20 protein-coding genes and 1 pseudogene are annotated in these 21,693 nt (G+C 70.8%); 12 read left to right on the top strand and 9 right to left on the bottom strand.

The window, feature by feature from the left end:
* Nucleotides 1-45 precede the first annotated feature (45 nt).
* Both cobT and N8I84_RS12065 read right to left on the bottom strand, forming a co-directional pair.
* A complete protein-coding gene (gene cobT / locus N8I84_RS12070; protein ID WP_263229522.1) occupies nt 46-1,116 on the bottom strand; it encodes a nicotinate-nucleotide--dimethylbenzimidazole phosphoribosyltransferase in 1,071 nt (356 codons plus the stop codon).
* Nucleotides 1,117-1,198: 82 nt separating this feature from the next.
* Nucleotides 1,199-2,397, bottom strand: a pseudogene (locus tag N8I84_RS12065) (bifunctional adenosylcobinamide kinase/adenosylcobinamide-phosphate guanylyltransferase).
* Between the two features lie 113 nt (nt 2,398-2,510).
* Between N8I84_RS12065 and N8I84_RS12060 the strand changes: the two are divergent.
* The gene (locus N8I84_RS12060) at nt 2,511-2,720 is read left to right on the top strand and encodes a hypothetical protein (RefSeq protein WP_263229521.1); all 210 of its coding nucleotides are present in this window, start codon (nt 2,511-2,513) and stop codon (nt 2,718-2,720) included.
* 40 nt (nt 2,721-2,760) lie between these two features.
* Here N8I84_RS12060 and N8I84_RS12055 read toward each other — a convergent pair whose 3' ends face one another.
* The 3 genes from N8I84_RS12055 to N8I84_RS12045 form a co-directional block, all read right to left on the bottom strand.
* The gene (locus N8I84_RS12055) at nt 2,761-3,831 is read right to left on the bottom strand and encodes a S1C family serine protease (RefSeq protein WP_263229520.1); all 1,071 of its coding nucleotides are present in this window, start codon (nt 3,829-3,831) and stop codon (nt 2,761-2,763) included.
* Nucleotides 3,832-3,902: 71 nt separating this feature from the next.
* A complete protein-coding gene (locus N8I84_RS12050; RefSeq protein WP_263229519.1) occupies nt 3,903-4,604 on the bottom strand; it encodes a class I SAM-dependent methyltransferase in 702 nt (233 codons plus the stop codon).
* Nucleotides 4,605-4,687: 83 nt separating this feature from the next.
* Nucleotides 4,688-5,287 (bottom strand): DUF3043 domain-containing protein, encoded by a 600-nt coding sequence (locus N8I84_RS12045; RefSeq protein ID WP_263229518.1) that lies wholly within the window; start codon nt 5,285-5,287, stop codon nt 4,688-4,690.
* 329 nt (nt 5,288-5,616) lie between these two features.
* On the opposite strand from N8I84_RS12045, the gene N8I84_RS12040 reads away from it, so the two are divergent.
* The 5 genes from N8I84_RS12040 (at nt 5,617) to N8I84_RS12020 (ending at nt 9,892) form a co-directional block, all read left to right on the top strand.
* Nucleotides 5,617-6,414: a PspA/IM30 family protein gene (locus tag N8I84_RS12040; RefSeq protein WP_263229517.1), complete on the top strand. Its 798-nt coding sequence runs from the start codon at nt 5,617-5,619 to the stop codon at nt 6,412-6,414.
* A gap of 25 nt (nt 6,415-6,439) precedes the next feature.
* Nucleotides 6,440-6,718: a PspA-associated protein PspAA gene (pspAA, locus tag N8I84_RS12035; protein WP_263229516.1), complete on the top strand. Its 279-nt coding sequence runs from the start codon at nt 6,440-6,442 to the stop codon at nt 6,716-6,718.
* Between the two features lie 122 nt (nt 6,719-6,840).
* Nucleotides 6,841-8,070, top strand: a complete 1,230-nt coding sequence (locus tag N8I84_RS12030) for a sensor histidine kinase (RefSeq protein ID WP_263229515.1) — start codon at nt 6,841-6,843, stop codon at nt 8,068-8,070.
* A 22-nt stretch (nt 8,071-8,092) separates the two neighbouring features.
* The gene (locus N8I84_RS12025) at nt 8,093-8,770 is read left to right on the top strand and encodes a response regulator (RefSeq protein ID WP_263229514.1); all 678 of its coding nucleotides are present in this window, start codon (nt 8,093-8,095) and stop codon (nt 8,768-8,770) included.
* Nucleotides 8,771-9,241: 471 nt separating this feature from the next.
* Nucleotides 9,242-9,892 carry an SMI1/KNR4 family protein gene (locus tag N8I84_RS12020; protein ID WP_263229513.1) on the top strand — a complete coding sequence of 217 codons (651 nt, stop codon included), beginning with the start codon at nt 9,242-9,244 and terminating at the stop codon, nt 9,890-9,892.
* 543 nt (nt 9,893-10,435) lie between these two features.
* Here the strand turns inward: N8I84_RS12020 and nadA are convergent.
* Nucleotides 10,436-11,620 (bottom strand): quinolinate synthase NadA, encoded by a 1,185-nt coding sequence (gene nadA / locus N8I84_RS12015; RefSeq protein WP_263229512.1) that lies wholly within the window; start codon nt 11,618-11,620, stop codon nt 10,436-10,438.
* A gap of 322 nt (nt 11,621-11,942) precedes the next feature.
* Here nadA and N8I84_RS12010 point away from each other — a divergent pair, with 322 nt between their 5' ends.
* Nucleotides 11,943-12,299, top strand: coding sequence for an iron-sulfur cluster assembly accessory protein (locus N8I84_RS12010; RefSeq protein ID WP_055491910.1), 357 nt, complete (start codon nt 11,943-11,945; stop codon nt 12,297-12,299).
* An 80-nt stretch (nt 12,300-12,379) separates the two neighbouring features.
* On the opposite strand, the gene N8I84_RS12005 is transcribed toward N8I84_RS12010, so the two are convergent.
* Together N8I84_RS12005 and N8I84_RS12000 are read right to left on the bottom strand one after the other, a co-directional pair.
* Complete coding sequence (locus N8I84_RS12005; protein ID WP_263229511.1) at nt 12,380-13,900, bottom strand: hypothetical protein; 1,521 nt, start codon at nt 13,898-13,900, stop codon at nt 12,380-12,382.
* A 172-nt stretch (nt 13,901-14,072) separates the two neighbouring features.
* The gene (locus tag N8I84_RS12000) at nt 14,073-14,288 is read right to left on the bottom strand and encodes a hypothetical protein (protein WP_200416999.1); all 216 of its coding nucleotides are present in this window, start codon (nt 14,286-14,288) and stop codon (nt 14,073-14,075) included.
* Between the two features lie 132 nt (nt 14,289-14,420).
* Here N8I84_RS12000 and N8I84_RS11995 point away from each other — a divergent pair, with 132 nt between their 5' ends.
* On the top strand, nt 14,421-15,395 hold the full coding sequence (locus tag N8I84_RS11995; protein WP_263229510.1) for a carbohydrate kinase family protein: 975 nt from the start codon (nt 14,421-14,423) through the stop codon (nt 15,393-15,395).
* A 26-nt stretch (nt 15,396-15,421) separates the two neighbouring features.
* Here the strand turns inward: N8I84_RS11995 and N8I84_RS11990 are convergent, their stop codons facing one another.
* Nucleotides 15,422-16,798 carry a cysteine desulfurase/sulfurtransferase TusA family protein gene (locus N8I84_RS11990; RefSeq protein ID WP_263229509.1) on the bottom strand — a complete coding sequence of 459 codons (1,377 nt, stop codon included), beginning with the start codon at nt 16,796-16,798 and terminating at the stop codon, nt 15,422-15,424.
* Nucleotides 16,799-17,182: 384 nt separating this feature from the next.
* On the opposite strand from N8I84_RS11990, the gene ctaC reads away from it, so the two are divergent.
* From ctaC to N8I84_RS11970, 4 genes are all read left to right on the top strand, one after another.
* Complete coding sequence (gene ctaC / locus N8I84_RS11985) at nt 17,183-18,142, top strand: aa3-type cytochrome oxidase subunit II (protein ID WP_103843106.1); 960 nt, start codon at nt 17,183-17,185, stop codon at nt 18,140-18,142.
* A complete protein-coding gene (ctaD, locus tag N8I84_RS11980) occupies nt 18,139-19,872 on the top strand; it encodes an aa3-type cytochrome oxidase subunit I (RefSeq protein ID WP_263229508.1) in 1,734 nt (577 codons plus the stop codon). Before ctaC ends, ctaD begins: the two co-directional genes overlap by 4 nt.
* The gene (locus N8I84_RS11975) at nt 19,869-20,267 is read left to right on the top strand and encodes a cytochrome c oxidase subunit 4 (RefSeq protein WP_263229507.1); all 399 of its coding nucleotides are present in this window, start codon (nt 19,869-19,871) and stop codon (nt 20,265-20,267) included. The genes ctaD and N8I84_RS11975 overlap by 4 nt, the downstream gene beginning before the upstream one ends.
* A gap of 131 nt (nt 20,268-20,398) precedes the next feature.
* Nucleotides 20,399-21,655 carry a L,D-transpeptidase gene (locus N8I84_RS11970; protein WP_263229506.1) on the top strand — a complete coding sequence of 419 codons (1,257 nt, stop codon included), beginning with the start codon at nt 20,399-20,401 and terminating at the stop codon, nt 21,653-21,655.
* The last annotated feature ends 38 nt before the right edge of the window (nt 21,656-21,693 follow it).

Genomic DNA, 21,693 nt, shown 5'->3' with positions numbered 1-21,693 from the left:
CTGGGGGATGGGTGGGGGAGCGGTTCAAGGCAGAAATCGGCCAGTTCACTCCTTGTCTTCCTCGGCCTCCCCGGGCTTCTCCGGGAGCTCCGCGGCCAGCGCGGCGGCGGCCTGCACCAGGGGCAGCGCCAGCAGGGCCCCGGCTCCCTCACCGACCGTCACGCCGTGGTCGAGCAGCGGTTCCATAGCCATCCGGTCCAGGGCCTTGGCCTGGGCCGGCTCCCCGCTGTTCTGGCCCGCCAGCCACCAGTCCGGCGCGCGGAACGCGACCCGCTGCGCCACCAGCGCGCACGCCGCCGACACCACCCCGTCCAGGATCACCGGCGTCTTGCGCACCGCACACTGCAGCAGGAAGCCGGTCATCGCGGCGAGATCGGCACCGCCCACCGTCGCCAGCAGCTGCAACTGGTCCCCGAGCACGGGCCGCGCCCGCCGCAGCGCGTCCCGGATCGCCGCACACTTGCGCATCCACGCCAGGTCGTCGATCGCCAGACCCCCGCGCCCGGTCACCACGGAGGCGTCGGTCCCGCACAGCGCGGCGATCAGCACCGCCGCCGGCGTCGTCCCACCGACGCTCACATCACCGAGGACGACCAGGTCCGTCCCGGCGTCCGCCTCCTCGTCCGCGACCGCGACCCCCGCCCGGAACGCCGCCTCCGCCTCCTGAAGCGTCAGCGCGTCCTCCACGTCGATGCGTCCGCTGCCGCGCCGCACCCGGTGCCGTACGACGTCCTGCGGAAGCCCCTCGGGGTCGCAGTCCAGCGCCATGTCCACCACCCGCACGGGCACGTTCAGCTGCCGCGCCAGGATCGACGCCGGGCTGGCGCCCTCCAGGACCGCGCGCACGAGCTGGTCGGCGCCGCCCGCCGGCCGCGCCGACACGCCGAGCGAGGCGACCCCGTGGTCGCCCGCGAACAGCACCGCGCGCGGCCGCTCGATCGGCCGCACCGGCACGGCGGACTGCGCCGCCGCCAGCCACTCACCCAGGTCGTCCAGGCGCCCCAGTGCCCCGGGCGGCACGATCTGACGCTCCCGGCGCGCCTCCGCGTCGCGGCGCACCCCGCCGTCGGGGCGCTCGATCAGATCGGTGAAGTCGTCGAGATTAAGCGAGCTCATTCGCCGAACAGTACCGGCAGAGATCGAACGCCAGGGCGCCACCCGCGATCAGGGTGTGCCGTGAAGGCCACCTCTCCGGCCGTCATCCGCGCAGCGCCAGCGCCTGACCGGCCACCACCAGCAGCACATGCTCGCACTCCGCCGCGAACGCCGTGTTCAGACGGCCGAGTTCGTCGCGGTAGCGGCGGCCGGACGCGGTCGCCGGGACGATGCCGGAACCCACCTCGTTCGAGACGGCGACGACCGTCCGCCGCGTCTCACGGACCGCCGCCGCCAGTTCCTCCACCCGGGCCCGCAGCGCCCGCTCGCCGCCGGCCGCCCACTCGGCGTCGTCCCACGCGTTCACCCCGTCCATCGCGTCCGTCAGCCACAGCGACAGACAGTCGATCAGCAGCGGCGGCCCGTCCTCCTTCAGGAGCGGTACGAGGTCGCAGGTCTCGGCGGTGCGCCAGGAGCCGGGCCGCCGCTCACGGTGCGCGGCCACCCGCGCCGCCCACTCCGTGTCCCCGCCCCGCGTCCCGCCCGTCGCCACGTACAGCACGTCAGGAAACGCCTCCAGACGCCGCTCCGCCTCCACCGACTTGCCCGACCGGGCCCCGCCCAGCACGAGGGTGCGCCGCGGCACGTCCGGTACGTCCTCATAGGCGCCGACGGGCAGCACCGTGCCGTCCGGCACCGCCCGCGCCCCCGCCGCCGCGAGCCGCCGCGCCAGCTCCGCGCCCGGCGGTACGTCATGGTCCAGGTGGGCGGCGACGACGTCCGTGGTCGGCCCGAGCGCCCCCACCGCCCGCAGCTTCGCCAGCGCGTCCGGCCGCCCGACGACATCGGCGACCACCATGTCGTACGGCTCCGCCGCCCCACGAGCCCCGCGGGCGCCGCGCCCGGCGGCAGATACAGCAGCCGCATCCCGTCCGGGCCGGTCACCGCGTACCCCGTGCCCGGCGCGTCCATCGCGAGCGCCCGCACCCGGTGCCCGGTCAGCAGCGCCAACTCCCGCCCGTCCGGCACCCGCCCGGGCTGCGGCAGCCCCGCCGGGACCTCCACCGGGGGACCGTCGTGCGGATGGGTGAGCAGCACCTGCCGTACGCCCGCCAGCGACTGCCCGGCACGCGCGGCCGCGAACGCCGCGCCCGGCGTCAGGTCGAGCAGCAGCGCCCCGTCCACGAGCAAGGAGGTCGCCGCCCGCGCCTCGGGCCCCAGCGCCCGCGCGCAGGCGGCGCAGGGACAGTCGGGACGGGGGAGTCCGAGCGGGGCACCGGTACCGAGCAGAGTGAGTTCCACGGACCCGATTTTCCAGGGTCGCCGCAGGTCTTGCGCGTCCGGCTACGCTCGGATCACGAGCCGGACCAAGATCCGGCCCCTGGTTCGCAGGTGCTCACATCGTGGAGGCGTACATGCTGGCATGGACGTGGCGGTTCGAGAAGGCCGACGGGACGGAGGTCCAGCCCGCGGTCGCGCCCGAGGAGTTCACCACGCAAGGGGACGCGGAGTCCTGGATCGGGGAGCACTGGAAGGAACTGCTCGCCGGAGGCGCCGACCAGGTGCGGCTGTTCGAGGACGGCACGGAGATCTACGGGCCGATGAGCCTGCACGCCGAGGAGTAGTCCACCGGCGCGGGGCGGGGGCCCGGCCCTCGCCCATCTCCTACTGCTCGCCCAGGGTGACGTCCACCGTCTTCCGGTGACCGTCCCGCAGGAACGTCACCGTCGTCCGCTGCCCCGGCTTGTCACCGGCGAGCGCCTCCGCGAGGGACGTCACCGTGGTGATGCGCGTGTCACCGAGTCCGGTGATGATGTCGCCGGCCCTGAGCCCCGCCCTGTCGGCCGCGCCCCCGCTCTTGACGTCGACCACCGCGACCCCGGCCGGCTGGTAGCTGTCGTTCACCACCGTGCGGGCCGAGATCTCGAGGGCCGCGCGTCCCGATTCGGTGACGTGCCCGGTCCTGATGATCTGGTCGGCGACCGTCTTCACCAGGGACGCCGGGATCGCGAAGCCGATGCCGGGCGCCGCGCCGCCCCCGAGCTCCGGGTCGGTCGCGGCGAGCGTGGGAATGCCGATGACCTGGCTGCCGAGGTTGACCAGCGCGCCCCCGCTGTTGCCCGGGTTGATCGCGGCCGAGGTCTGCACCATGTTCGCGATGGTGGCGCCCGTACCCCCGTCGCCACCCTCGCTGACGGTCCGTCCGGTCGCCGACACGATCCCCTGTGTCACGCTCGACGCGAGCCCGAGCGGGGAGCCCATGGCGAGCACGATCTGCCCCACCTCGACCTTGGCCGAGTCCCCGAAGGCGGCCGCCTTCAGCCCGCGCGGCACCTTGTCCAGCCGGATGACGGCGAGGTCCTGCTCCGGGTACGAGGAGACCAACCGGGCGGTCAGGGGCTGCTCGCTGTTGGCGGTGGTCACCTCGAACGTCCGGTCGCGCCCGATCACATGGGCGTTGGTGACGATGTGCCCCTTGCCGTCGTAGACCACGCCGGATCCCAGGGCGTTGCCCGTCCGGATCTGCACGACGGACGGCAGGACGTCCTTGACGACCCGCTGGTACTCGCTCTGCAGGTCGTCCCCCGTCGTGGTCGGGGCCGCCCGTGCGCTCGCCGTGTCCTCCGTCCGGGCCGCGGACCCGGAGCCGCCGGTGCAGCCGCCGAGCAGGACCAGACAGCAGACGAGGAGCGGGGCGCACAGCCGGTACGGGACACGGGTACGGGAAGCGTCCATGCCCCGAGTGTCACCAAGGGCCGACGGCCCTGCCCCCGGTGGTCACCCGAACGGGATCGGCCGCAAGCCTCTCAGCCGCGCACGCCGCACAGATGCAGCAACGCGGCGACCCCGCGGTACGGGTCCGTCCGGCCGGCCCGCTCCTCCACCGCCAGCAGCGCCTCGACATCGGCGGGGATCGCCGCGTCGTCCGCCGCCGTGTCGGTGAAGACCCGCACCCCGTACCAGGCGTGCAGCGGTGCTCCGATCCCCGCCAGCGTCGCGGTCAACGCCGCCAGCCGGTCCGCGCGCACCTCCAGGCCGAGCCGGTTGGTGTAGGACACGGTGCCGAACGCGGCCAGCGCGCCCGCCCAGTCACCGGACAGGCCCGGCCGCATCGCCAGCGCGTCCCCGTTCCGCACCAGCAGGGAGAGCAGCCCACCGGGCGCCAGCATGCGGGCCATCCCCGCCAGCAGGGCGTCCGGCTCCTCGACGTACATCAGCACCCCGTGGCACAGCACCACGTCGAAGCTGCCCGGCAGGAAGTGCACGCCCGTGTCCCGGCCGTCACCCTCGATGATCCGCATCCGCTCCCGGATGCCCTCCGGCTCACCCGACAGGGCCTCACGGGCGACGGCGATCATCTTCTCGTCGCGCTCGAGCCCGGTCACCTGGTGCCCCGCCCGAGCCAGGCGCAGCGCCTGCGTCCCCTGGCCCATGCCCACGTCGAGCACCCGCAGCCGCTGCCCGACCGGGAACCGCCCGGCTATCTGCTCGTCCAGCTGCCGGGCCACCAGCTCCTGGCGTACGACATCACGCAGCCCCCCCAGCTTGCTCAGCCAGGCGTCCGCCGCACCCCCCGAGAAAGACGTCGTGCTCAGGGCCGCTCTCCGCGCTTGACCTGCGGCTTCGGCAGCCGAAGCCGACGCATCTGGAGGGAGCGCATCAGTGCGTAGGCGACCGCGCCCCGCTTGTTCTGGCCGGGGAAGCGCTCGTTGAGCCGCTTGCGCAGCCGGAAGGCGGAGAACACGGAGTCGACGACGATCCCCAGGATCACGATCAGCCACAGCAGCAGCGCGATCGACTGAAGCGCGCCCACCCGCACCACACTCAGCACGAGGATGACCACGGCCATGGGCAGGAAGAACTCCGCCACATTGAGCCGGGAGTCGACGTGGTCGCGCGCGAACTTGCGGACCGGGCCCTTGTCCCGAGCCGGCAGATACCGCTCGTCCCCGCCGGCCAGCGCCTGGCGCTGCCTCTCCAGCGCGGCGCGCCGCTCCTCGCGCTGCCGCTTGGCGGCGTCCTTGCGCGTCATCGAGGTGTTGGCGACGCTGCGCCGTTGGGACTGGGCCTCACTGCGCTTGGGCGTGGGCCTGCCCTTCGGGGCCTGCGGGTCACGGGGCTGCTTGGAGTCGGTCACCGGCGCCTTGTCGGCGGTCGGGGCCTTCTCTTCCTTGGCACGGCTACGGAACACAAAACCCAAGGGTACGGGGTGCCCCCGCGTGGACCCCAGCCCCGTGGGGAACGATCCGGCAACACCGCTCGTCTCCAGGGGGACAGAGCGGCCGTAAAAGGAAGACCGCCGACGTTCTTCCACAGGATGGCTGAGGGAATCCCGGCGTCTCCCCGTACGCAAGCCCGGGGGACACCTACTCCCTACGCCGGAGCGGGACCGTACGCAGTCGTCCTTGGGGATGACCGCATCCGTTCCCGAACAGTGCGGTAATGGATGCAGGGCCCGTACTGTGGGTTCTGTCGCAGGACTGTGAGCCGGAGTCGGTCAGAAGGGGGCGCGCGAAGCCCATGAGCGGTGTCATGAAGCGTATGGGGATGATCTTCCGCGCGAAGGCGAACAAGGCCCTTGACCGGGCCGAGGACCCGCGCGAGACCCTCGATTACTCGTACCAGAAGCAGCTGGAGCTGCTGCAGAAGGTGCGCCGCGGCGTGGCCGACGTGGCCACCTCGCGCAAGCGCCTGGAGCTCCAGCTCAACCAGCTCCAGCAGCAGTCGTCGAAGCTGGAGGACCAGGGCCGCAAGGCGCTCGCGCTCGGCCGCGAGGACCTCGCCCGCGAGGCGCTGTCCCGGCGGGCCGCGCTCCAGCAGCAGGTGACGGACCTGGAGTCCCAGCATCAGACGCTGCAGGGCGAGGAGGAGAAGCTCACGCTGGCGGCCCAGCGGCTGCAGGCGAAGGTGGACGCCTTCCGCACCAAGAAGGAGACCATCAAGGCGACGTACACGGCGGCCCAGGCACAGACCCGGATCGGCGAGGCGTTCTCCGGCATCTCCGAGGAGATGGGCGACGTCGGCCTCGCGATCCAGCGCGCCGAGGACAAGACGGCCCAGCTCCAGGCCCGCGCCGGCGCGATCGACGAGCTGCTGGCCTCCGGCGCCCTGGACGACCCCTCCGGCATGGCCAAGGACGACATCCAGGCCGAACTGGACCGGCTCTCCGGCGGCACGGACGTGGAGCTGGAGCTGCAGCGCATGAAGGCGGAGCTGGCGGGAGGCTCGTCCGACCAGCGCCAGGCGATCGAGGGCGGCACCGGACAGGGTCAGAACCAGTCCCAGCCGCAGGACACCCCGCGCTTCGACAAGCAGTAGCCGGTCTCGCGCCCGAGGAGGCGACATGATCGTGCGGATCATGGGTGAGGGGCAGGTACGCCTGGACGACACCCACGTCACCGAGCTGAACAAGCTGGACGACGAGCTCCTCGCGGAAATGGAGCACGGCGACGAGGCCGGCTTCCGCCGCACCCTGACGGCGCTGCTCGAGGAGGTCCGCCGTCTGGGCGCTCCGCTTCCGGACGACTCCCTGGAACCGTCGGAGCTGATCCTGCCGTCGCCGGACGCGAGCCTGGAGGAGGTCCGCGAGATGCTGAGCGGGGACGGGCTGATCCCGGGCTGACCAGGACGAGGCCGTAAGGCCGATGGCGGGGGTCTGGGGGCGGCAGCCCCCGGACGGTAGGTGCACCGCCGGGACACTCGACCCTGGTTCCGCCCGCCGCGGGCGCCCCGTACCGTGAAGCCGTGAGCACCCTGGAACGCACCCGGTGCCGGATCCGCGCCCATCCCCTCGCCCTCGACGCAGTCCTGGCCCTCGGCGTGCTGGTCGCCATGCTGGCCACCTCCTTCGCCGACCCCCACGGCGAAGGCGCCACCTGGGGCGCCCACACCCCCGACGCCCTCAGCCTCGCCCTCATGGTGCTCGGCGCGGCAGCGCTGGTCCTCCGCAGGCGGCGCCCCATGGCCGTCCTCGCCGTCACCGTCGCCCTCTCCCTCGTGGAGCTGGTCACCGCCGACCCCCGCGCCCCCGTCGCGATGTCCGCCGTCGTCGCCCTCTACACCGTCGCCTCCACCACCGACCGCCCCACCACCTGGCGCGTCGGCCTGCTGACCATGACCGTGCTCACCGGCGCCGCCATGCTCGCGGGCCCCCTGCCGTGGTACGCCCAGGAGAACCTCGGCCTGTTCGCCTGGACCGGCATGGCTGCGGCCGCCGGCGACGCCGTGCGCAGCCGCCGCGCCTTCGTGCAGGCGATCAAGGAGCGCGCCGAGCGTGCGGAGCGCACCCGTGAGGAGGAGGCCCGCCGCCGGGTCGCCGAGGAGCGGCTGCGCATCGCCCGCGACCTGCACGACGTCGTCGCCCACCACATCGCCCTGGTCAACGTGCAGGCCGGAGTCGCCGCCCACGTCATGGACAAGCGACCCGACCAGGCCAAGGAAGCCCTCGCCCACGTCCGCGAGGCCAGCCGCTCCGCACTCAACGAACTCCGCGCCACCGTCGGCCTGCTCCGCCAGTCCGGCGACCCCGAGGCCCCCACCGAACCCGCCCCCGGCCTCGCCCGCCTCGACGAGCTCGCCGACACCTTCCGCAGCGCAGGGCTCCCCGTGGAGGTCGCCCGCGCCGACGACGGCACGTCCCTGCCCGCCGCCGTGGACCTGGCCGCGTACCGCGTCATCCAGGAGGCACTCACCAACGTGCGCAAGCACGCCGGGCCCGCCGCCAAGGCAGAGGTCAGCGTCGTCCGCGTGGGACCGGACGTGGAGATCACGGTCCTCGACGACGGCCCGGGCGAGGACACCGCACCCGGCGACGACGACGGCCACGGCGGCCACGGCCTGCTCGGCATGCGGGAGCGCGTCACCGCCGTCGGCGGCTCCCTCACCACCGGTCCCCGCTACGGAGGCGGCTTCCGGGTCCATGCGATCCTGCCGGTCGAGAACCCCACGACGACCTCAGCCGGGGAGACCGTGTGACCGCCGCCCAGGGAGCGCCCGTATGACCATCCGTGTCCTGCTCGCCGACGACCAGGCGCTGCTCCGCAGCGCCTTTCGCGTGCTCGTCGACTCCGAGCCGGACATGGAGGTGGTGGGCGAGGCGTCCGACGGCGCGGAGGCGGTACGGCTGGCCGAGGAGCGCGCCGCCGACGTCGTCCTCATGGACATCCGCATGCCCGGCACGGACGGTCTCGCCGCCACCCGCCTGATCAGCGCCGATCCGGCCCTCGCCCATGTCCGGGTGGTCATACTGACGACCTTCGAGGTCGACGACTACGTCGTGCAGTCGCTGCGCGCCGGTGCGTCCGGCTTCCTCGGCAAGGGCTCCGAGCCGGAGGACCTGCTGAACGCCATCCGCGTCGCGCACGGCGGCGAGGCACTGCTGTCGCCCGCCGCCACCAAGGGGCTCATCGCCCGGTTCCTCGCCCAGGGCGACGACGACGGCCGCGACCCGGCCCACTCCGACCGGCTCGGCACCCTCACCGTCCGGGAGCGCGAGGTGCTCGTCCAGGTCGCCGGCGGTCACTCCAACGACGAGATCGCCGAGCGCCTGGAGGTCAGCCCGCTGACGGTGAAGACACACGTCAACCGAGCCATGGCAAAACTGGGCGCCCGCGACCGGGCACAGCTCGTCGTCATCGCGTACGAGTCGGGGCTGGTACGTCCGAGGACGGACTGACCCGGAGACCGGGACATCGGAGGATCACCTGTCCGTGGGATCGGGAACCGCTCCTCCACCTGGCCGATCAACTGGAGCGGAGCTGCTCGATTCGGCCGCGCCGGCGGATGCTCTGCGGATCACGGCGAGTCGGGGTGCGCGGCTGACGGGGAAGCTGACCCCGTCCTGCCGCCGCATGCCGGCCATCCGATGGCGATCCGGGGGTGGTTGCCGGGTGTGATCCAGGACATGGTCCGGTCCATCGTGGCGCGCGGCACGGAGACGCAGCCGGCTGTGGCTCCGGATCCGTTGACGTGGCGGCCGCAGGACTGTGCCGACCGGGTTCCGTATCAGCGCCTACGGCACCTTCGAGGACGGAACTCCGGGGCTCACCATTGACGGTGTTTTCATGTCGAACACCCTCGGCGGCCGGAATCTCAGAATGTTCAACGATCCGAAGACGGGTCGCCAGGTTCCCACCGGGGCGATGCCATGACGGGGCCCGAAGAACAGGAAGGAATGACCGGGGTGACAGATTGGGAGACGCCCCTGCGGCTCATGCCGCCCATGGCCGAGAGTGATACGTCGGCCGACTGGGGTCGAATGCGTGAGTCGTGGGGCAAGGAGTTCCCGTCCGACTACAAACAGTTCATTGAGGCTTACGGGGCCGGTTCGATCGAGAACTATCTGGTTGTCCTGGCTCCCGAAGCCAAAGAGGAACGACTGGCGACCGAGGGCGATGGCATGGTCCACGAGACCGCTAATGCCGAGGCTGCCTGGGCACGCGGCGAGGAGAGGTCACCCGAGTTGGCGGCGGCGACCCCTGAGCTGATCGCCTGGGGGGCCGATGCCAGCTCCGACATCCTGTGTTGGGACGCCTCTGGCGACGATCCTGACACCTGGCCGGTCCTGGTGCGCAACAGGGACGACAACCTGTGGAGCCGTTACGACTGCGGGATGGTCGAGTTCCTTTCGCGGATGCTCCGGGCGGACTTCGACGAGTGTCCGCTGGGTGGACTGTCCCTGTGGGGGAAGCAGCCTGCCACTTTCCTGAACGAGCGGGAGGAGAAGCGTCTCCTGCGGCAAGGTCTGGACCCATGGACCGGCGAGCCGGATCCCTACGCCGGGATGTTCGGCGACTGACCGGGCCGACTGAGCCGGAACCGCAGTAAGGCGAGGCCCCTGGCCGCCGTGCCCGTGCTGACCCACGACGCGCGGCGGCTCAGGGGCCTGCGCATGCCTGGAGCCTCCGCTGGGCCTGAGCGACCGCATCGACTGATCGGCAATTGATCCGGCAGGCAACGTGAACGGCGATCGCCGCCAGGGTTCCTGGGGCGATCGTCATGTACCGGAGTAGACCGCGGTGAACTGCCCGCAGCATGTTCAGCCGTTGGGCCGGGGCCCCTCCGCGCCTGGCTTTCGGCGCTGAGGCTGAGTTCGCCGGCCGCTGTCCGACGAATCTGGCAGAGGTTCACCGAGCAAGCGGTACGCGTTCGGTGGTGGCAATCCCACCAGCTTCGTCGAACGGGACGGGCACAGCGGTTGCGGCGTCACCGGGATGTGCGAAGGCGTGTACCGCGAAAGCCCGATGATCAAGCGGGAGGAGTCGGGGGCACCCGGCGCGGCGGGTGCTGCCGCCGAGGGGGCGGCACCCGCAGGGCGCCCCCATCGGCGGCAGGGAGAGAGTTACGGCAGCGCCAGCATCCGCTCCAGCGCCAGCTTCGCGAACGCCTCCGTCTCCTTGTCCACCTCGATGCGGTTGACCAGGTTCCCCTCGGCCAGGGACTCCAGCGCCCACACCAGGTGCGGCAGGTCGATGCGGTTCATCGTGGAGCAGAAGCACACCGTGCGGTCGAGGAAGACGATCTCCTTGCCCTCCGGCGCGAAACGGTTCGCCAGGCGACGGACCAGGTTGAGCTCCGTGCCGATGGCCCACTTCGAGCCCGCCGGGGCCGCTTCCAGCGTCTTGATGATGTACTCGGTCGAACCCACGTGGTCCGCCGCCGACACCACCTCGTGCCGGCACTCGGGGTGCACCAGCACGTTCACGCCGGGGATCCGCTCCCGCACGTCGTTCACCGAGTCCAGGTTGAAGCGGCCGTGCACCGAGCAGTGGCCCCGCCAGAGGATCATCTTCGCGGCGCGCAGCTGCTCGGCGGTCAGGCCGCCGTTCGGCCGGTGCGGGTTGTAGACGACGCAGTCGTCCAGGGACATGCCCATGTCGCGCACCGCGGTGTTGCGGCCCAGGTGCTGGTCCGGCAGGAACAGGACCTTCTCACCCTGCTGGAACGCCCACTCGAGTGCTCGCTTCGCGTTCGACGACGTGCAGATCGTGCCGCCGTGCTTGCCCGTGAACGCCTTGATGTCCGCGGACGAGTTCATGTACGACACCGGCACGACCTGCTCGGCGATCCCCGCCTCGGTCAGCACGTCCCAGCACTCGGCGACCTGCTCGGCCGTCGCCATGTCGGCCATGGAGCAGCCGGCCGCGAGGTCGGGCAGGACCACCTTCTGGTGGTCGGACGTCAGGATGTCCGCCGACTCCGCCATGAAGTGCACACCGCAGAAGACGATGTACTCGGCCTCCGGCCGGGCCGCGGCGTCCCGGGCCAGCTTGAAGGAGTCGCCCGTGACGTCCGCGAACTGGATGACCTCGTCGCGCTGGTAGTGGTGCCCGAGCACGAACACCTTGTCGCCCAGCTTCTCCTTGGCAGCGCGGGCGCGCTCGACCAGGTCCGGGTCGGACGGCGAGGGAAGCTCGCCGGGACACTCGACGCCCCGCTCGCTCTTCGGGTCGGCCTCACGGCCGAGGAGCAGGAGGGCGAGGGGCGTCGGCTGTACGTCGAGCTCCTGGGTCTGGGCGGTGGTCACGACACGCACCCTTTCTGTTCTGCGGCTCGCCGGCCCTTCAGGTGGGCCGGCGGGACATGCGGGACAAGCCTTTTCGTCGAATTGACGCTATCTATCATAACCGCTTCATGTCACTTTGACGATGGCGATAGCGTCGATGTGACGTGAATCCCGGCCCGCCCACCGCCGTCCCTCCACAGGCCGGTGTGCGTGTTCCGGCGTGTGTGCGAGCATGAGGAAGAAGCGAGACGCGAAAAGACGCGCGCAGGCCCGGAATGAATCCGCGGCCACGCCGGTTGCACTCGTCGGCAAGCAGTCTCCGTACAACCCGGGAGAGATGTAGATGTCCGTACAGGACGAGACCACCACCGTCACCGACGGCATCATCCTGACCGACGCCGCCGCGGCCAAGGTCAAGGCCCTGCTCGACCAGGAAGGCCGTGACGACCTGGCGCTGCGCGTCGCGGTCCAGCCCGGCGGCTGCTCCGGCCTGCGCTACCAGCTCTTCTTCGACGAGCGCTCGCTCGACGGCGACGTGGAGAAGGACTTCGGCGGGGTCAAGGTCGTCACCGACCGCATGAGCGCCCCGTACCTGGGCGGCGCGACCATCGACTTCGTCGACACCATCGAGAAGCAGGGCTTCACCATCGACAACCCGAACGCGACGGGCTCCTGCGCCTGCGGCGACTCCTTCAGCTGAGCAGCGCCCACCGGTAGGCGTACAAGGAAAGGCGGCGTCCCCCACCCGGGGGCGCCGCCTTCGTCCGTCCGCGGAGCCTCCTACCGCGCGAGCGGAGGCCCCGCCCCGTCGGCGGGCACCGTCGCCTTCGGAATCGGAGTGCCGTCCGAAGCGACCACCTGGCGGTCACCCAGCGGCGCCTTGAGGTGCAGCGTCTGGTGGTAGACCTTGGCGATCATGATGCAGACCTTGCCCCGCCAGGGCGTCTCGGTCACGGTCACCGTCACCTTGTCCGAGCCCTCGCTCACGGACGCCGCGTAGTCGGCGCACACCCCGCCCTCGTAGGCGATGGTGAGGTCCCGGCCGTCGGCGGTGTAGCCCATCACCTTCACGTCATGCTTCGCGGGTGCCGGGGACGGCGTCCCGCCCGGAGCACTCGTACCCGGGGACGGCGTCCGGCTCGGCTGCCCCGGCGGCTGCGGAGTGGTCAGATACTGCGGGTCGATCGCGGGATACGTCACCGTGAGGCCGTCCCCGTCCCCGGTCGGCCGTACCTCGAACAGCCACGACGGCACCAGCACCGCCTGGCCGTTCACGGAGTGCCGGGCCAGCCCGAACACCGCGCCCTCCACCGTCGCCGACGCCCGTTTCGGCGCCGCGGTGGACGCCCCGCACGGCTTCTCGTCCCGCTCCTTCACCGGTACCGGACTGGCGCAGCCGCCGATGCCCTTGCGGCCGTACGAGGGCGCGCCGTTCATCAGCTCCAGCGTCCGCTTCGCGTCGAGCACGGGATACACCGCCCCCTTGACCGGCGCCTTCAGATTGCCGCTGCCGCCCACCACGCGGCCGTCGGCGGCCACCTGGACACCGGTCGACCAGCCGTGCGTGGGCAGCCCGCCGACCTGCGGATCGGCGTTCACCACCCGCAGGGAGCCCAGGACCTGGTGCGCGTCTAGCTTGGCGTCGTCCTGGCCCAGCGCCTTCAGCACCGGAGCGGCGGCCCGCTTCGCCACGGCCTCGCTCACCACGGACGAGGAGCCCTCGGCGGAGCCCTGTGCGAAGGCGCACACCTTGGTGCCCCGGCACAGGTTGTCGGACCCGGGTCCGTACCGGCTGAACGTCCACATCCCCGGTGCCTGCCCGGCCACCCGCAGCAGCGGCTGCGCCCCGTCCTTGCCGCCGCCCACCGTCCAGGAGTCCCCGGCCCGCTGCGGCGTGCCGCTCACGTCCAGCGCCTCGGCGAGCCGGGCCACCTCGTCGCGCGTCACCTCGCCCTTCGCCCAGTACACGGGCGCCGACCCGGGTCCGCCGGGCAGCTTGCCCGCCGCGCGGTACGTCGTGCCGTACGGGTTGGGCTCGCCCACCGCGATGCCCGGCGAGCCGACCCCGCCACGGCCGTCGAGGGCCAGCGGCGGGGGAGCGCCGTCACCACCCGGTGCGGAGGAGCCGCCCGCCCCGCCGGCCAGGGTCGTGGCCAGATACGCCCCGCCGCCCCCGACCAGCAGGACCGCGGCCGCGACCGAGGCGACCACCACCGGGGAACGCCGTCGCGGCACGGCGCCGCCCCCACCCTCGGGGACGTCCGCCGGCTCGCTCACGTCGTCGGGTCGCTCGGTGTTCACCGCATCGCTCCTTCGGCTCCACGCTGTCCCAGGAGACCCCGCCGTGCCGGAAAAGGGGCACGGAAGGTCGTATCCCGCCTCCCTCTTACGGGGGACGGCGATGGGACGCGGCGGGGGAGCGCACGGTTCCCTCGCGGGTGCGCCGGTCGGCCGGGCGCGGCCGGACGCCGGATCAGTCCCCGTAGTCGGACATCGCGTCCAGGAGGCGGGCGGAGGCGGGCGGCACGCTGACCCCGTGGATCAGGGACGGTGAGACCGGCACGGGAGCGGCTTTCGCGGGTGCGGCCCAGTGCGGGACCATGCGGGCACAGTCGCCGCGCAGCGACGCCAGGTCTCCTTCCGGTTCCGTGCCGAGCGGTGCGGTGCCGAGGACCTCGAGCTTCGTCATGGCCGCACCGTAGGCAGGCCCGAGCCCACCGGGAAAGATCTACCATCGGGTAGTTTTGCCTGCTTCAGAGGGCCCGGTGGACCGGGTAGCGTGAACTGTCCATCCCCTCCGCCCCAGGAGCGTGTCCTAGCCGTGCGTATCGCAGTCACCGGCTCCATCGCCACCGACCACCTCATGACCTTCCCCGGCCGCTTCGCCGACCAGTTCGTCGCGGACCAGCTGCACACGGTCTCACTCTCCTTCCTGGTCGACCGCCTCGACGTACGCCGCGGCGGGGTGGGCGCGAACATCGCCTTCGGTATGGGACAGCTCGGCACCAAGCCGATCCTGGTCGGCGCGGCCGGCTCCGACTTCGACGAGTACCGTGCATGGCTGGACCGACACGGAGTGGACACGGACTCCGTGCGGATCTCGGAGACCCAGCACACGGCCCGCTTCGTGTGCACCACGGACGCCGACCACAACCAGATCGGCTCCTTCTACACCGGCGCGATGAGCGAGGCCCGGCTCATCGAGCTCAAGACGGTCGCCGACCGGGTGGGCGGCCTCGACCTGGTCCTCATCGGCGCAGACGACCCGGAGGCGATGCTGCGCCACACGGAGGAGTGCCGCTCCCGGTCCATCCCGTTCGCCGCGGACTTCTCACAGCAGATCGCCCGTATGGACGGCGACGAGATCCGGATACTGCTGGACGGGGCGACCTACCTCTTCTCCAACGAGTACGAGAAGGGGCTCATCGAGACCAAGACGGGCTGGTCGGACTCCGAGATCCTGGGCCGCGTGGGCCACCGGGTGACCACGCTCGGCTCCCGCGGCGTGCGCATCGAGCGCGTCGGTGAGGACCCGATCGAGGTCGGAGTTCCCGATGAGACGGCGAAGGTGGACCCGACCGGCGTCGGCGACGCCTTCCGGGCCGGATTCCTCTCCGGGCTGGTGTGGGGGGTCACGCTGGAGCGGGCCGCCCAGGTGGGCTGCATGCTCGCGACCCTGGTCATCGAGACGCTGGGCACGCAGGAGTACCAGCTGCGGCGGGCGCACTTCATGGAACGCTTCACCAAGGCGTACGGGGACGAGGCCGCCGCGGAGGTCCGGGAACACCTGGCCTGAGGCCGCAGCCGGGCCACGACACGCAGCTAGGAGAGCCGGCGGACCACGTAAGCCGACCCCCGTTCCGCCGGCTCCTCTCCCACGTACTCCTGCCCCCGCATCTCGCACCACGCCGGGATGTCCAGGCGCGCCGCCTCGTCGTCGGCCAGGACGCGGACCGTGCCGCCGACCGGGACGTTCCCGAAGACCTTGGCCAGCTCGATCACCGGGATCGGGCAGCGCTTGCCGAGGGCGTCGACGACCAGGGCGTCCTGTGGCCCGGCGGTCCGCGGGGAGGGCGCCCCCAGCTTCTCCCGGACCCCCGCCACCGCCTCCGGCAGCACCTTCAGGAACCGTTCGACGTCCTCCTCCGGCGTCCCCGGCGGCAGCGAGACGCGCACGTTGCCCTCGCTCAGCACCCCCATCGCCTTCAGCACGTGGCTCGGCGTCAGCGTGCTGCTCGTGCAGGAGGAACCGGACGAGACGGAGAAGCCCGCGCGGTCCAGCTCGTGCAGCAGCGTCTCTCCGTCGACATAGAGACAGGAGAAGGTGACGATCCCGGGCAGCCGGCGCACCGGATCGCCCACCACCTCCACATCGGGGACCAGCTCCGGCACCCGCGCCCGGATCCGCTCCGTCAGTTCCCGCAGCCGTCGGGCCTCCTCGGCCGCCTCCGCCCGTACCGCCCGCAACGAGGCCGCGGCCGCCACGATCGCCGGGATGTTCTCGAACCCGGCCGCCCGCCCCGACTCCCGCTCGTCCGAGGGCCCTTGGGGTGCGAACCGCACCCCCTTGCGCACCGCGAGAAGCCCGACACCCGACGGCCCGCCCCATTTGTGCGCACTGGCCGTCAGGACCGACCAGTCGCCCTCCACCGGACCCCAGCCCAGTGACTGCGCCGCGTCCACCAGTAGCGGCACCCCGGCCGCCTGGCACACCTCGGCCACCTGGGCCACCGGCTGCACCGTGCCCACCTCGTGGTTGGCCGACTGCAGGCAGGCCAGCGCGGTGTCCGGACGCAACGCGTCCGCGTACTGCCCGGAGGTGACCGCGCCCGCGCGCGAGACCGGCACCCGGGTCACCGTCCCGCCCGACGCCTCGAACACCTCCGCCGAATGAAGCACCGAGGAATGTTCGACCGCTGACACGATCAGGTGGTGTCCGACCCGGCGGCGCCCCGCCAGCGCCCCCTCGATCCCCGCGTGCACCGCCCGCGTCCCGGAGGAGGTGAAGGCCAGCTCGTCCGGACGGCAGCCCACCGCATCGGCGGCCGCCTCCCGCGCCGCGTCCAGCAGCAACCGCGCCCGCCGCCCCTCGCGGTACAGGCGTGCGGGATCGGCCCACCCCTCATCGAGCGAGGCCAGCAGAGCCTGCCGGGCAACGGGATGGAGGGGAGCACCGGAAGCAGCATCGAAGTAACCCACACAGCAACGCTAGAACGCCGGGCAAGTGCAGCCGACCTCAAGGGGTCGGAGCCCGCCGCGGGGCTGCGTCGATGTGCGGCTCCGCCGCGATGGGGGTCCCCCTGTTCGAGCGAAGTCGAGAACTTGGGGGAGCGATCGACCCGAAACCACCCGCACCCGCCACACAAGCCGTATCCCCGAGCTGTTGGGCGCCCCATTTGCCACACTCCACCCCTTCGGGGCGACCCGGCGGCGCGTACGGCACCCTCCCCGCAACCCGCCGGAAGGCGTCCAGTAGGGTTTGGTCCGCATAAACATCCAAACCCCTGCCCGACGCAGGGCGGCGACCGACCAGCGAGAAGGCCGCAGCCAACCGCGCGGGCGAGACTCTCGGGAAGGCGCTACGTGAGTCCCAACGGCTCCGACCGCTCGCCGCGGCGCCCGATGCGGCGGAAGCTGCTGCAGGCACTGACCGCGGGCCTGGTCCTGGCGACCGCAACCGGTTGCACATACAAGGACTTCCCCCGCCTTGGTATGCCCACCCCGACCACGGAAGAGGCTCCGAGGATCCTCTCCCTGTGGCAGGGGTCCTGGGCGGCCGCGCTCGCCGTCGGCGTGCTGGTGTGGGGCTTGATCCTGTGGAGCGCGATGTTCCACCGTCGCAGCCGCACCAAGGTCGAGGTTCCCCAGCAGACCCGGTACAACATGCCGATCGAGGCGTTGTACACGGTCGTCCCGCTCATCATCGTCTCGGTGCTCTTCTACTTCACCGCCCGCGACGAGTCGAAGCTCCTCAGCCTCTCCAAGAAGCCCGACGTCACCGTGAACGTCATCGGCTACCAGTGGAGCTGGGGCTTCAACTACATCACCCCCGTGGACGGGGTGACGGGCGACGCGAAGACCGACAAGAACCTGGTCGCGATTCCGGACCGGTTCAAGAACGACTTCCCGGCGAACGCCGGCGGTGTCTACGACTTCGGCACGCCCGCCACGCGGAACCCGCAGACGGGCAACCCCGGTCCCACCCTGTGGCTCCCCAAGGGCAAGACCGTCCGCTTCATCCTCACCTCGCGTGACGTCATCCACTCCTTCTGGGTGCTGCCGTTCCTGATGAAGCAGGACGTCATCCCGGGCCACACCAACGCCTTCGAGGTGACCCCCAACCAGGAGGGCACCTTCCGGGGCAAGTGCGCCGAGCTCTGCGGCGTCGACCACTCCCGGATGCTGTTCAACGTGAAGGTCGTCTCGCCCGCAGCGTACGAGCAGCACCTCAAGGACCTCGCGAAGAAGGGGCAGACCGGTTACATTCCCGCCGGCATCGCGCAGACGAGCCACGAGAAGAACCGGGAGACGAACAACCTGTGAGCATCCTCAACGAACCCCAGGGTGCCGCGGCAGCAGAGTCGTACGAGAACGAGCTGCCGGTACGGCGCAGGCGACCCGGTAACGTCGTCATCAAGTGGCTGACGACCACCGACCACAAGACGATCGGCACGCTGTATCTGACGACGTCGTTCGCGTTCTTCCTGATCGGCGGCGTGATGGCGCTGCTCATGCGCGCCGAGCTGGCCCGTCCGGGCCTGCAGATCATGTCGAACGAGCAGTTCAACCAGGCGTTCACGATGCACGGCACGATCATGCTGCTGATGTTCGCGACGCCGCTGTTCGCCGGCTTCGCGAACTGGATCATGCCGCTCCAGATCGGCGCGCCCGACGTGGCGTTCCCGCGGCTGAACATGTTCGCCTACTGGCTCTACCTGTTCGGCTCGCTCATCGCGGTCGGCGGCTTCCTCACCCCGCAGGGCGCGGCCGACTTCGGCTGGTTCGCCTACAGCCCGCTGTCGGACGCGGTCCGCTCGCCGGGTGTCGGCGCCGACATGTGGATCATGGGTCTGGCCTTCTCCGGCTTCGGCACGATCCTCGGCTCGGTCAACTTCATCACCACGATCATCTGCATGCGCGCCCCCGGCATGACGATGTTCCGCATGCCGATCTTCGTGTGGAACGTGCTGCTGACCGGTGTGCTCGTGCTGCTGGCCTTCCCGGTCCTGGCGGCCGCGCTGTTCGCCCTGGAGGCGGACCGCAAGTTCGGCGCCCACGTCTTCGACGCGGCCAACGGCGGCGCACTGCTGTGGCAACACCTCTTCTGGTTCTTCGGCCATCCAGAGGTGTACATCATCGCGCTACCGTTCTTCGGAATCATTTCCGAGGTCATCCCGGTCTTCAGCCGTAAGCCGATGTTCGGCTACATGGGCCTCATCGGCGCCACCATCGCCATCGCCGGTCTGTCCGTGACGGTGTGGGCGCACCACATGTACGTCACCGGTGGCGTACTGCTTCCGTTCTTCTCCTTCATGACGTTCCTCATCGCCGTACCCACCGGCGTGAAGTTCTTCAACTGGATCGGAACGATGTGGAAGGGCTCGCTGTCCTTCGAGACGCCGATGCTCTGGGCGACCGGCTTCCTGATCACCTTCACGTTCGGTGGTCTGACCGGTGTCATCCTGGCCTCGCCGCCGATGGACTTCCACATCTCGGACTCGTACTTCGTGGTGGCGCACTTCCACTACGTGGTCTTCGGCACCGTCGTCTTCGCGATGTTCTCCGGCTTCCACTTCTGGTGGCCGAAGTTCACCGGCAAGATGCTCGACGAGCGCCTGGGCAAGATCACGTTCTGGACGCTGTTCATCGGCTTCCACGGCACGTTCCTGGTGCAGCACTGGCTGGGCGCCGAGGGCATGCCGCGTCGTTACGCGGACTACCTCGCCGCCGACGGCTTCACCGCCCTGAACACGATCTCGACGATCTCCTCCTTCCTGCTCGGCCTGTCGATCCTGCCGTTCCTCTACAACGTGTGGAAGACGGCCAAGTATGGCAAGCCGGTCGGTGTCGACGACCCGTGGGGCTACGGCCGTTCGCTGGAGTGGGCGACCTCCTGCCCGCCGCCGCGGCACAACTTCCTCACGCTGCCGCGGATCCGCTCCGAATCGCCCGCCTTCGACCTGCACCACCCGGAGATCGCCGCGCTCGAGCAGCTCGAGTACGCGGGTGCCGGCAGCAAGGGCGTCGCTGGTGGCAAGGAGGCCGGCAAGTGAAGATCCAGGGCAAGATGTTCCTGTGGCTGTCCGTCTTCATCCTCGTCATGGCCATCATCTACGGCCTGTGGTCGAAGGAGCCGGCCGGCACCACCGCGCTCTTCCTGGCCTTCGGCCTGAGCGTGATGATCGGCTACTACCTGGCCTTCACGGCCCGGCGGGTCGACGCGGGAGCGCAGGACGACCAGGAGGCCGACGTCGCCGACGACGCCGGTGAGATCGGCTTCTTCAGCCCGCACAGCTGGCAGCCGCTCGCCCTCGGTGTCGGTGGAGCGTTCGCCTTCCTGGCGATCGCGATCGGCTGGTGGCTGCTGTACTTCTCGGCCCCGCTGATCCTGGTGGGCCTGTGGGGCTGGGTCTTCGAGTACTACCGCGGGGAGAACCGCACCCAGTAACACGCACCGAGCGCGACGGGAGCCCGGACACACCGCCTGGAGTGTCCGGGCTCCCTCTTTTGCCGCGTCTGACGTCCCCCACACGGATTGCCCGGCGCGCCATGCTTGACGGACGTTCCTAGCGTGAGGGCATGAGCCACACAGCGTTCTTGAGGAACGGCACGGTCGTCGGCTGCACCTTGCTGGTGATCGCCCTCGGTGCGGGTCTCGTCGCCTGCGGCGGGGACGGGGACCCGGCGGCGAAGCCGTACGACGCGGCGGACGACATCGCCTTCAACGCACCGGTCGGCGACGGCAAGCAGGTCGACCCGGACAAACCACTGGAGATCACCGCCTCGGGTTCGGACGCGCGCATCACGGACGTCACCGCCACCGACTCCCGAGGACGCTACGTCGCCGGCGAACTCTCCGCCGACGGCAGCCGCTGGCACAGCACCTCACCGCTGGCCGCGGGCACCCACTACACGGTGCAGGTCAGCACGGAGGACGAGGACGGCAACCCGGGCCGCAAGACCCTGGAGTTCGACACCGGCACCCCGAAGACCAGCAAGGTCCTGAACGTCACCTTCGGCCCCGACTCCGGGACCTACGGCGTCGGCCAGCCCGTCACGGCCACCCTCAGCCAGCCCGTCAAGGACAGGGCACAGCGGGCCATCGTCGAGCGTGCCCTCAGGGTGGACTCTGTGCCCGCCGTGGAGGGCTCCTGGTACTGGGTGGACGACAAGACGCTGCACTACCGCCCCAAGGACTACTGGCCCGTCCACGCCACCGTCACGGCCTACAGCAACCTCGCCGGCGTGAAGATCGCCGAACGCCTCTGGGGCGGCGACACCAAGCCCGTGAAGCTGACCACGGGAGACAGCGTCATCGCCGTCACGGACTCCGGGTCACACCGGATGACGGTCTACAAGAACGGCCAGGTGATCAAGCAGATCCCCATCACCACCGGCAAGCCCGGCTACGAGACCCGCAACGGCGTCAAGGTGATCCTGAACAAGAGCTACGTCGTACGGATGCGCGGGACCACCATCGGCATCTCGGCGGGCTCCAGCGACTCCTACGACCTGAACGTCTACTGGGCGGCCCGGGTCACCTGGAGCGGCGAGTACGTGCACGCCGCCCCCTGGTCCGTGGGCTCCCAGGGGTACGCCAACGTCAGCCACGGCTGCACGGGGATGAGCACCTCGTACGCCCAGTGGTTCTACAACACGGTCCGGCAGGGCGACATCGTCCAGGTCGTCAACTCGGGCGGCAAACAGATGGAACCGTTCGGCAACGGCTTCGGCGACTGGAACGTGGACTGGGAGAAGTGGCAGAAGGGCAGCGCCCTGACCCCCGACACCTCGAACCCCGCGATGACGGCACGACTGAGCCCGGAGAGCGTCTGAGCGCCCCTGGAAGGGGCGCGAGGCAAAACGCCGGGAAC

The sequence above is a fragment of the Streptomyces cynarae genome (assembly GCF_025642135.1).
Lineage (GTDB): Bacteria > Actinomycetota > Actinomycetes > Streptomycetales > Streptomycetaceae > Streptomyces > Streptomyces cynarae.
This window is presented reverse-complemented; position numbering and strand designations above follow the sequence as displayed.